Origin of the sequence: Niveibacterium umoris, assembly GCF_014197015.1 — a bacterium.
GTDB classification, from domain to species: domain Bacteria; phylum Pseudomonadota; class Gammaproteobacteria; order Burkholderiales; family Rhodocyclaceae; genus Niveibacterium; species Niveibacterium umoris.
Window position 1 is genome coordinate 152306 of sequence record NZ_JACIET010000004.1, and the last position, 10625, is coordinate 162930.

8 protein-coding genes are annotated in these 10625 nt (G+C 60.9%); all 8 read left to right on the forward strand.

Annotated elements, in window-relative coordinates; genetic code table 11:
• The first annotated feature begins 184 nt into the window (after window positions 1–184).
• The 8 genes from rimP (at window position 185) to dnaB (ending at window position 10465) form a co-directional block, all read left to right on the forward strand.
• Entirely contained in the window at window positions 185–613 is a 429-nt protein-coding gene (gene rimP, locus GGR36_RS20990) for a ribosome maturation factor RimP (protein WP_183638290.1), read from the forward strand.
• A gap of 21 nt (window positions 614–634) precedes the next feature.
• The gene (gene nusA, locus GGR36_RS20995) at window positions 635–2107 is read left to right on the forward strand and encodes a transcription termination factor NusA (protein ID WP_183638293.1); all 1473 of its coding nucleotides are present in this window, start codon (window positions 635–637) and stop codon (window positions 2105–2107) included.
• A gap of 19 nt (window positions 2108–2126) precedes the next feature.
• Window positions 2127–4925, forward strand: a complete 2799-nt coding sequence (gene infB, locus GGR36_RS21000) for a translation initiation factor IF-2 (RefSeq protein ID WP_183638296.1) — start codon at window positions 2127–2129, stop codon at window positions 4923–4925.
• A gap of 84 nt (window positions 4926–5009) precedes the next feature.
• Entirely contained in the window at window positions 5010–5435 is a 426-nt protein-coding gene (rbfA, locus tag GGR36_RS21005; RefSeq protein WP_183638298.1) for a 30S ribosome-binding factor RbfA, read from the forward strand.
• Window positions 5432–6349, forward strand: coding sequence for a tRNA pseudouridine(55) synthase TruB (truB, locus tag GGR36_RS21010; RefSeq protein WP_183638301.1), 918 nt, complete (start codon window positions 5432–5434; stop codon window positions 6347–6349). Before rbfA ends, truB begins: the two co-directional genes overlap by 4 nt.
• A gap of 65 nt (window positions 6350–6414) precedes the next feature.
• Window positions 6415–6684, forward strand: a complete 270-nt coding sequence (gene rpsO, locus GGR36_RS21015; RefSeq protein ID WP_183638304.1) for a 30S ribosomal protein S15 — start codon at window positions 6415–6417, stop codon at window positions 6682–6684.
• A gap of 175 nt (window positions 6685–6859) precedes the next feature.
• Window positions 6860–8971: a polyribonucleotide nucleotidyltransferase gene (gene pnp, locus GGR36_RS21020; RefSeq protein ID WP_183638319.1), complete on the forward strand. Its 2112-nt coding sequence runs from the start codon at window positions 6860–6862 to the stop codon at window positions 8969–8971.
• A 102-nt stretch (window positions 8972–9073) separates the two neighbouring features.
• Window positions 9074–10465 (forward strand): replicative DNA helicase, encoded by a 1392-nt coding sequence (gene dnaB, locus GGR36_RS21025; RefSeq protein WP_183638307.1) that lies wholly within the window; start codon window positions 9074–9076, stop codon window positions 10463–10465.
• The last annotated feature ends 160 nt before the right edge of the window (window positions 10466–10625 follow it).

The window sequence follows — 10625 nt, forward strand, 5'->3', positions numbered from 1 at the left end:
CCGCAAGCGCTCGGGCGGTCGCGGGCGTCGGCCACGCAAGCCGCCGGTTGCTGAGTGAACTGATTTACCTGGGCCGCGAGGTCTGATAAACTCTCGCCGGTTATACGATCTGGCGGCCGCTTATGTGGCCGCGTTCGGTTTTTCTAGAGTGGGCATTACGCCCACTTTTTGTTTCTAGCGGCGCATGGATCTGAAACAACTGATTGAAAAGACGGCAGAGGGCTTGGGCTTCGAGGTGATCGACATCGAATCGTCACCGCGCGGGCGGCTGCTGCGTGTCTTTATCGACAAGCCCGACGGTATCGATGTCGATGATTGCGCAACGGTCAGCAACCAGCTGACGCGCCTTTTCGAAGTCGAGAACATCGACTACGACCGGCTGGAAGTCTCGTCGCCCGGGCTTGATCGTCCTTTGACCAAACTGGCGCATTTTGAGCGCTTCGTTGGCGAGCAGGTTCAGATGCGCGTGCGGATTCCGGTCGGCAACCAGCGCAATTTCACTGGTGCTCTGCACGGTGTCGAGGGCGATACCGTGGTTCTGGCAACTGCAACAGGTGAGCAACGGTTCGCGTTCGACGATATCGAGCGGGCGCGGATTGTTCCCAAGTTTTGAGAGAGTTGAGGGGTTGATGCAATGAGCCGCGAGGTGTTGCTGCTTGTCGACGCGCTGTCGCGCGAGAAGAACGTTTCAAAAGAGATCGTGTTCCAGGCGCTGGAATCTGCGCTGGCCTCTGCCACCAAGAAGCGCATTCATGACGATTCCGATGTGCGCGTAACGATCGATCGCGAAACCGGCGAGCACGAAGCAGTGCGTCGCTGGGTGGTTCTTCCGGATGCCGAGGTGACGAACGATGAGTCCGAAATGGGCATCATCGACGCGCGCGAACAGTTTCCGGACATCCAGGTTGGCGAATATGTCGAAGAGGCGCTGGAGCCGATCGACTTCGGTCGTATCGGTGCGCAGGCGGCCAAGCAGGTGATCCTGCAGCGTATCCGCGATGCTGAACGTGAGCAGATCCTCAACGACTTCCTCGAGCGCGGTGAGCATCTGGTCACCGGCAACATCAAGCGGATGGAGCGTGGCAACGCGATCGTCGAAGTCGGGCGCCTTGAAGCTGTGCTGCCCAAGGATCAGATGGTGCCCAAGGAAAACCTGCGCGTCGGCGACCGCACGCGTGCCTTCCTGAAAGAAATCTCGCGCGGCGCGCGCGGCCCCCAGCTGATCCTGTCGCGCACGGCACCGGAATTTGTCATCAAGCTGTTCGAGCTCGAAGTGCCGGAAATGGAAGATGGGCTGCTGGAGATCAAGGCCTGCGCCCGCGACCCCGGCATGCGTTCCAAGATTGCCGTGAAAGCAAACGATGCCCGCATCGATCCAATCGGCACCTGCGTCGGCTTGCGTGGCTCGCGTGTCACCGCGGTTCGTAACGAACTCGGCGGCGAAAACATCGACATCGTCTTGTGGTCGGCCGACCCGGCTGAATTCGTCATCAAGGCGCTCGCACCGGCCGAAGTCTCTTCGATCGTGGTCGACGAAGAGGCGCATGCGATGGATGTGGTGGTCGACGAGAGCAATCTCGCAATTGCCATTGGCCGTGGCGGCCAGAACGTCAAGCTGGCTTCCGAGTTGACGGGCTGGCAGATCAACCTGATGACGGTGGAAGAGAGCGCGCAGAAGAGCGAGGCCGAGCGTGGCCGTCTGCGCAACGCATTTACCGAGAAACTGGATGTCGATAGCGAAGTTGCCGACATCCTGATCGACGAAGGCTTTACTTCCCTTGAGGAAATCGCCTACGTCCCGCTATCTGAAATGCTGGAAATCGAAGCCTTTGACGAAGAGACGGTCAACGAACTGCGGACACGTGCCCGCAATGTTCTGCTGACCGAAGCCATCGTCAGCGAGGAGCAACTCGAGCAGGTCGCTGAAGACCTGCTGGCACTCGAAGGCATGGACAAGCCACTCGCCGCCAAACTGGCGCGCGCTGGCGTTAAAACCCGTGACGATCTTGCCGACCTTGCCGTCGATGAGCTGACTGAAATCGCGGGTATCACCGACGAAAGTGCGAAGGCCCTGATTACCAAGGCCCGGGCGCACTGGTTCGAGTAAGACGGAGGTTGTTTCGGTTATGGCAGAAATGAGCGTGGCGCAGTTCGCCAGCGAGCTGAGGATGCCTGCATCCGTATTGCTTGAACAATTGCAGAAAGCCGGCGTTTCGAAATCGAGCGAAAGCGACTCGGTCAGCGAGACTGACAAGGCGCGTTTGCTAGATTACCTGCGCCGCTCTCACGGTGAGACCGCGCCCAAGGCGAAGATCACCCTGACGCGCAAGCAGACTTCGGAAATCAAGGCGTCGGATTCGACCGGCAAGGCCCGTACGATTCAGGTCGAGGTGCGCAAGAAGCGCGTTTTCGTCAAACGCGATCCTTCCGAACTGGTCGCCGAAGGCATGGGGCACGCAGAGTCGGACGAGGCACTCGATCACTCGGTGGTCGCTGAACTCGAGGCTCCTGCTGAAATCGAGCATGAGGTGTTCGCCGAGGTGGCTGTGCCTGCTGCCGAACCTGAGCCGGTACCGGTCGCAGAGCCTGAGCCCGTGCTTGCGGTTGAGCCTGAGCCCGTTGTCGAGCCCGAGCCCGCGCCGGAACCTGAAATCGCGGTCGCCGAACCTGAGAGCATCGAGGCGCCAGCGCCGCAGCCGGCTGCAGAAGCGACCCCGGTGCAGCGTTCGATTCAGGACATGCTTTCGCCCGAAGAGCGCGCGGTTCGTGAACGCGAAGCGCGTCGTGCCGCCGAACTCGCCCGTATTCAGGCAGAAGAATTGCGCTTGAAGCAGGCGCGGGAAGCTCGCAAGAAAGCCGACGAAGAGGCCGCCCGCCAGCGTGCGCTTGAGGCTGCGGAAAAAGCGCGCCAGCCGGCTCCTGCCGCAGCTGCGCCAGCAGGAAAATCCGGCACGCTGCACAAGCCGGTCAAGGCCGAAGGCGCCAAGGAAGAGAAGAAGGCTCCCGCCAAGAAAAACGAGCGCGAGGATGATTCGAAGCGCCGTCAGATCAAGACGCGCGGAGACGCTGGCGGCGGTGCTGCCGGTTGGCGCGGTGCGCGCGGTGGTGGCCGTCATGGCAAGGACAACAGCCGGCAGCAGGACACCAATTTCCATGCGCCGACTGAGCCGATCGTGCGCGAAGTCCACGTGCCCGAGACGATCTCGGTAGCGGATCTGGCGCACAAGATGGCGATCAAGGCCACCGAGCTCATCAAGCAGATGATGAAGCTGGGTCAGATGGTCACCATCAATCAGGTGCTGGACCAGGAAACGGCGATGATCCTCGTCGAGGAGATGGGGCATCAGGCGATCGCTGCCAAGCTCGACGATCCGGAAGCTCTGCTCGACGAATCGCAGCAGAAGGATGTCGAGGCGTTGCCGCGTGCTCCGGTGGTGACCGTGATGGGTCACGTCGACCACGGCAAGACGTCGTTGCTCGACCACATCCGGCGCGCCAAGGTGGCCGCGGGTGAGGCTGGCGGAATTACGCAGCACATTGGCGCTTACCACGTCGAAACCGAGCGTGGCGTCGTGACCTTCCTCGATACGCCTGGCCACGAGGCCTTCACGGCCATGCGTGCGCGTGGTGCGAAGGCGACGGACATCGTGATTCTGGTGGTCGCCGCAGACGATGGCGTGATGCCGCAAACCAAGGAAGCGATCCACCATGCTAAGGCCGCGGGTGTCCCGCTCGTGGTTGCGATCAACAAGATGGACAAGCCGGGCGCTCAGCCGGACCGCGTCAAGCAGGAGTTGATTGCAGAGGGCGTTGTTCCTGAAGAGTACGGCGGCGATTCGCCCTTCGTGCCGGTGTCTGCGAAGACCGGCATGGGCATCGACGACCTGCTCGAAAACCTCTTGCTGCAGGCAGAAGTGCTGGAACTGACGGCGCCGGTCGAAGCGCCTGCCAAGGGCTTGATCATCGAAGCGCGTCTCGACAAGGGGCGTGGCCCGGTCGCCACGATGCTGGTGCAAAGCGGCACGCTCAAGCGGGGTGATGTGGTGCTTGCCGGTGCAACTTTCGGCAAGATCCGCGCGATGCTCGACGAGAATGGCAAGCCGATCAACGAAGCTGGCCCCTCGATTCCGGTCGAGATCCTGGGTCTCTCGGACGTGCCGGCTGCAGGCGACGACGCAATCGCTCTGGCCGACGAACGCAAGGCACGCGAAATCGCGCTCTTCCGTCAGGGCAAGTTCCGCGACGTCAAGCTGGCGAAGCAGCAGGCTGCCAAGCTTGAGAACATGTTCGAGCAGATGAAGGAAGGCGAGGTCAAATCGCTGCCGCTCATCATCAAGGCCGACGTTCAGGGTTCGCAGGAAGCGCTGGTTCACGCGCTTACCAAGCTCTCTACCGAAGAGGTGCGGGTTCAGGTCATCCATGCGGCAGTCGGCGGCATCACCGAAAGTGACGTCAACCTCGCGCAGGCCTCGAAGGCCGTCATCATCGGCTTCAATACGCGTGCCGATGCGGGTGCGCGCAAGACCGCCGAGAACTTCGATGTCGATATCCGCTACTACAACATCATTTACGATGCCGTCGATGATGTGAAGGCAGCCTTGTCCGGCATGCTGGCGCCGGAAAAGCGCGAAGAGATCATCGGTACCGTGGAAATCCGCCAGGTTTTCCGCATCTCGAAGGTCGGTGCGGTTGCGGGCTGTTACGTGCTGGATGGCAACGTCAAGCGCAACGCCCGCGTGCGGGTACTGCGCAACAATGTCGTGGTTCACGACGGCGAACTCGAGTCGCTCAAGCGGTTCAAGGACGACGTCAAGGAAGTGAAGTTCGGCTTCGAGTGCGGTCTGCAGATCAAGAACTTCAACGACATCATGGAAGGCGATCACCTGGAAGTGTACGAGATCCAGGAAATCGCACGTACGCTCTGATCCGCGTCGCGGTGGAGTGCCGACGGGCCCCGTGACGGGGCCCGTTGTGTTTGACGCCTCTCGCGAGAGGGCAGGAGTAGCTGTATGGCAAAGACGTTTTCACGTGGCGATCGGGTTGCCGAGCAAATCCGCCGCGAACTTGCCGAATTGATCCGCATGGAGGTCAAGGATCCCCGGGTCGGATTTGTCACGCTGACCTCGGTGGAGGTGAGCCCGGATTACTCGCACGCCAAAGTGTTCTTCACGACGATGGAAGGCGAGCGGGCGGTACCCGAACTCGCGCAAGGCTTGCGCCGCGCGAGCGGCTTTCTGCGTCGCGAACTCGGTCGGCGAATTCGCATCCACACGATCCCGGATCTGCACTGGGTGTATGACCGTTCGGTCGAACGTGGCGCCCAGCTCTCTGCCTTGATTGACGCGGCTGTGCGCAGCGACGCAGCCCATAGCGCCGACATTTCCGGTGACGACGAAATCGATGTGCCGCCTGCGGACGAGAACCCCAGCGCATGAGCGCGAGTCGTCTTCCGAGAGCGCCGCGCCAGAAAGTGGACGGCGTTGTTCTGCTCGACAAGCCGTGCGGGATGAGCTCCAACGCGGCTTTGCAGACGGTACGGCGGCTCTACAACGCGGCGAAGGGAGGCCACACCGGCACCCTCGACCCGCTGGCGAGCGGACTGTTGCCGCTCTGCCTTGGTGAGGCGACGAAGTTCAGCCAGATGCTGCTTGATGCCGACAAATCCTATGTGGCACGCGTCAAACTTGGTGTGACGACGACGACGGCTGACGCGGAAGGCGAAGTGCTGAACGTACGACCGGTACTTGCCGACGACGAAGCTGTGTCCGGTGTGGTGGCGCAATTCTCGGGCGAAATCGAGCAGATTCCGCCGATGTACTCCGCGCTCAAGCGCGATGGCAAGGCGCTGTACGAGTATGCGAGAGACGGAGTCACGCTCGAACGTGCGCCGCGGCAGGTCACCATCCACGAGATATCGGCGGGGCCGCTCGAGGGCGACGAATTCGACCTGGCCGTACGCTGCAGCAAGGGTACCTACATCCGCACGCTCGCAGAAGATATCGGAGAGCGCCTGGGATGCGGCGCGCATCTTGTCGCGTTGAGGCGCACCGCGATCGGCCCTTTCGGCATCGAGTCTTCCGTGCCGTTGCTGCAACTTGAATCTGGCGAGGATGCCCGCGCGCTCGCGCTGCGATCGGCTGACCTGCTTGTCTCTCATTTGCCTGAAGTTCCGCTTGCTCCGGACGCTGCAGGCAGTTTCTTGCACGGCCAGGCTGTCGCTGCCCCGCTGCCGCCAGGCGCGACGGAGTGCCGTGTATTTGCCGAAGGGCGTTTTCTCGGTCTTGGCCGGGTCGACGTCGACGGCCGTCTTGCCCCGCGCAGGCTGATTGCAACAGCCGCAGGTGCTTGATGTAAATGAAAATCCGCCGCTATAATGCGCGGCTCGACCGAACGCACAGATAACTGGATTAAGAGATGGCTATTGTTACCGCACAAAAGGCGCAAATCGTTGCTGATTTCCAGCGCGCCAAGGGCGACACCGGTTCGCCCGAAGTTCAGATCGCGCTGCTCACCGCGCGTATCAACGACCTGACCGGTCACTTCAAGACCCACGTCAAGGATCACCATTCCCGCCGCGGCCTGCTCGCGCTGGTCAGCCAGCGTCGCAAGCTGCTGGACTACCTGAAGCGCAAGGAAGTTGACCGCTATCGCAGCGTCATCGAACGCCTGGGCCTGCGCAAGTAATCGACGGCTGTCAGCCGTGATCACGACGCATTTCCCGCGGTTCGGCTGAATACGCAATGCCGGCGAGCCCTACGGGCCACGCCGGCATTGTTCCATTTACGCTCCGTTGCGCTGCCATGCGGAAGACGTCCGCAAATGTTGCCGCGCGGCGGGCAGACTGAAAGGAATTCCCTTGCTGCCTACCCCGATCAAGAAGACTTTCGCTTACGGCAACCAGACCGTCACCATGGAAACCGGTGAGATCGCGCGCCAGGCTCATGGTGCAGTGGTTGTTACGGTTGAAGATACCGTCGTACTGGCAACTGTTGTTGCTGCAAAGAACCCGAAGCCGGGTCAAGATTTCTTCCCGCTCACCGTCGACTACATGGAGAAGTTCTACGCTGCGGGCCGTATCCCCGGCGGCTTCTTCAAGCGTGAAGGTCGCCCGACCGAAAAAGAGACGCTGACCTCGCGTCTCATCGATCGCCCGATCCGCCCGCTGTTCCCGGACGGTTTCTACAACGAAATCCAGGTTGTCGTGACCGTGCTGTCGCAGAACCCGGAAGTCGACGCAGACATTCCTGCAATGATTGGCGCGTCCGCCGCGCTGTCGCTGTCGGGCGTACCGTTCCAGGGGCCGATTGGTGCGTGCCGCGTGGGTTACGCGGACGGCCAGTACATCCTCAATCCGACCGTGACCCAGTTGCAGACCAGCCAGATGAACCTGGTGGTTGCCGGTACCGAAGTTGGCGTGATGATGGTCGAGTCCGAAGCCAGCGAACTGTCTGAAGATGTCATGCTGGGTGCAGTGGTCTATGGCCACCAGCAGATGCAGGCAGTCATTGCGGCCATCAATGAGTTCACCGACGAGGCTGGCAAGCCGGAGTGGGACTGGCAGCCGCCCGCCAAGAATGAAACGCTTGCGGCAAAGGTTGAAGAACTCGCACTCGCTGGTCTGACCGAGGCCTTCAGCATCACCTCGAAGCAGCAGCGCAGCGACCGCATCAAGGAAGTCACCGCCGCGACGATTTCCGCCTTGGCGACGAGCGAAGAGGGCGCGCCGACCGACGCTCAGATCAAGGATCTGCTGTTCGGTCTGGAGTCGCGCATCGTGCGCAACCGGATCCTGAACGGCGAACCGCGGATCGATGGTCGCGATACGCGCACCGTACGCCCGATCACCATTCGCACCGGCGTCTTGCCGCGTACCCACGGCTCGGCGCTCTTCACCCGCGGCGAGACTCAGGCGCTGGTGGTTGCCACGCTGGGCACCGGTCGTGACGAGCAGATCATTGATGCCATCGCGGGCGAGTACAAGGAGCGTTTCATGCTCCACTACAACTTCCCGCCGTTTGCGACCGGCGAAACCGGCCGTGTCGGCGCGCCAAAGCGTCGCGAAATCGGCCATGGCCGTCTTGCCAAGCGCGCACTCGTTGCCGCGCTGCCGGCGGACAACGAGTTCAGCTACACCATGCGTGTCGTGTCGGAGATCACCGAATCGAACGGGTCGTCCTCGATGGCCTCGGTGTGCGGTGGTTCGCTGGCGATGATGGACGCGGGTGTTCCCCTGAAGAACCACGTGGCGGGCATCGCCATGGGCCTGATCAAGGACGGCAACCGGTTTGCCGTACTGACCGACATCCTCGGCGATGAAGATCACCTTGGCGACATGGACTTCAAGGTCGCCGGCACCGAGAATGGCGTCACCGCGCTGCAGATGGACCTGAAGATCGATTCGATCAACCCGGCCATCATGAAGAAGGCGCTTGAGCAAGCGCGCGAAGGCCGCCTGCACATCCTCGAGCTGATGAAACAGGCGATGGGTGGGCATCGGACCGAACTGTCGGAATTCGCGCCTCGCCTTCTGACCATCAAGATCAACCCGGAGAAGATCCGTGATGTGATCGGCAAGGGTGGTGCTGTGATTCGTGCGCTTACCGAGGAGACCGGCACCGTCATCGACATCCAGGACGACGGTACTGTGACGATCGCCTCTGCCGATGGCGCAAAGGCGGAGCTGGCGAAGAGCAAGATCGAAGCGATCGCTGCAGATGTAGAGATCGGCAAGATCTACGAGGGTCCGGTTCTGAAGATCCTCGAGTTCGGTGCGATTGTGAACATCATGCCGGGTCGCGATGGGCTGCTGCACGTATCGCAAATTGCGAACAAGCGGGTCGAAAACGTCTCCGACTACCTCAAGGAAGGGCAGGTCGTCCGCGTCAAAGTCATCGAGACTGACGACAAGGGCAAGATTCGCCTGAGCCTGAAGGCAGTTGAGGCCGAAGCTCAGCAGCAACAGCAGCAGTAACGACATCTCCGTTGTATCAAAAGGCCCGCTTGCGGGCCTTTTTCATTTCTGAGTCAGCACGGCGCTGCTTCGATAGAATCGCCCCTCGACCAGAGGTATCACATGTCCCAGTTCAGCCCCGTCAGCCCGCCGTTCGATCCTCAGCTTGCGAAACTCAAGCTTCCCCCACACTCGATCGAAGCGGAGCAGTCGCTGATTGGCGGCCTTTTGCTGGACAACGAGGCGTGGGACCGGATCGCCGATCTCGTCAACGAGACCGACTTCTACCGCGACGACCATCGCCGGATCTTCCGACACATCGCTACGCTCGTTGAACAAGGCAAACCGGCCGACGTTGTGACGGTCTTCGAGTCGCTCGACAAATCCGCGGAGGCCGGGCAGGTCGGCGGCTTGGCCTATCTTGCCGAGATTGCCAACAACACACCTTCCGCGGCGAACATCCGCCGCTATGCGGAAATCATCCGCGAGCGGTGCATCCTTCGGCGGCTGGTGACTATCGGGGATGAAATCGCAGCCAACGCATTGGCGCCGGCGGGTCGTGACGCGAAGGACCTGCTGGATCAGGCGGAAGCGAAGATTTTTGAGATCGCCGAGAGTGGAGCCCGTAATGCTTCCGGGTTTGTTCCGATACAACCGGTGCTTGGGCAGGTTGTCGACCGCATTCAGGAACTCTATGACCGGGACGATCCGGATGAGGTGACGGGCATTCCTTACGGGCTTGTCGATCTCGACGAGAAGATGTCCGGCTTGCACGGTAGCGACATGATTGTCGTCGCCGGTCGTCCTGGTATGGGTAAGACGACTTTCGCACTCAACGTTGCCGAGAACGTCGCCATTCACTCGAAGCTGCCAGTGGCGATCTTCTCTATGGAGATGCCTGCGACGCAACTTGCCATGCGATTCATCGCCTCGGTCGGTCGCCTGGATCAAACTCGCCTGCGAAGCGGGCGGCTGACCGACGACGACTGGCAAAACCTCACGATGGCGCTTGGCCTGCTCCATGAAGCGCCGATTTTCATCGATGAAACGCCCGGCTTGAACCCGACCGACCTCCGTGCGCGCTGCAGACGTCTGCACCGCCAGTGCGGCAAGTTGGGGTTGATCGTCATCGACTACCTTCAGCTGATGACATCGCTGAAGGAAACGGACAACCGTGCTCAGGAGCTGTCGGACATTTCCCGCTCGATCAAATCTCTGGCAAAAGAGCTCAATGTGCCGATTTTCGCGCTATCGCAGCTCAACCGGAGCCTTGAGCAGCGTCCCAACAAGCGGCCAGTGGCGTCCGACTTGCGAGAATCGGGCGCAATCGAGCAGGACGCCGACATCATCATGTTTATCTATCGGGACGAGATCTATAACCCCGACTCTCCCGACAAAGGGACGGCTGAACTGATCGTTGGCAAGCACCGAAACGGCCCAACGGGCACCGTCCGTTTGACGTTCCGCGGCGAAAGCACTCGTTTCGAGAACTATGTATCGATGCCCACCTACTGATTCAGCGGTTTGACTCCCCAGCGATATGCGTTAAAAACGCGAAAGTAGTTGACGGGAGTCGTCTCAATGTCTATAGTTCCGCTTCTCCGCTGCTGACGAAGCAGACGCAACGAAACGGCGGGGATTCAGGCGGTTCTGGTTGTGGCGAAACGCCGCAGCG

Bases quoted from the DNA above. Each gene is read 5' to 3' on its own strand.
- rimP (WP_183638290.1), top strand. From the start codon at position 185: ATGGATCTGAAACAACTGATTGAAAAGACGGCAGAGGGCTTGGGCTTC.
- nusA (WP_183638293.1), top strand. From the start codon at position 635: ATGAGCCGCGAGGTGTTGCTGCTTGTCGACGCGCTGTCGCGCGAGAAG.
- infB (WP_183638296.1), top strand. From the start codon at position 2,127: ATGGCAGAAATGAGCGTGGCGCAGTTCGCCAGCGAGCTGAGGATGCCT.
- rbfA (WP_183638298.1), top strand. From the start codon at position 5,010: ATGGCAAAGACGTTTTCACGTGGCGATCGGGTTGCCGAGCAAATCCGC.
- truB (WP_183638301.1), top strand. From the start codon at position 5,432: ATGAGCGCGAGTCGTCTTCCGAGAGCGCCGCGCCAGAAAGTGGACGGC.
- rpsO (WP_183638304.1), top strand. From the start codon at position 6,415: ATGGCTATTGTTACCGCACAAAAGGCGCAAATCGTTGCTGATTTCCAG.
- dnaB (WP_183638307.1), top strand. From the start codon at position 9,074: ATGTCCCAGTTCAGCCCCGTCAGCCCGCCGTTCGATCCTCAGCTTGCG.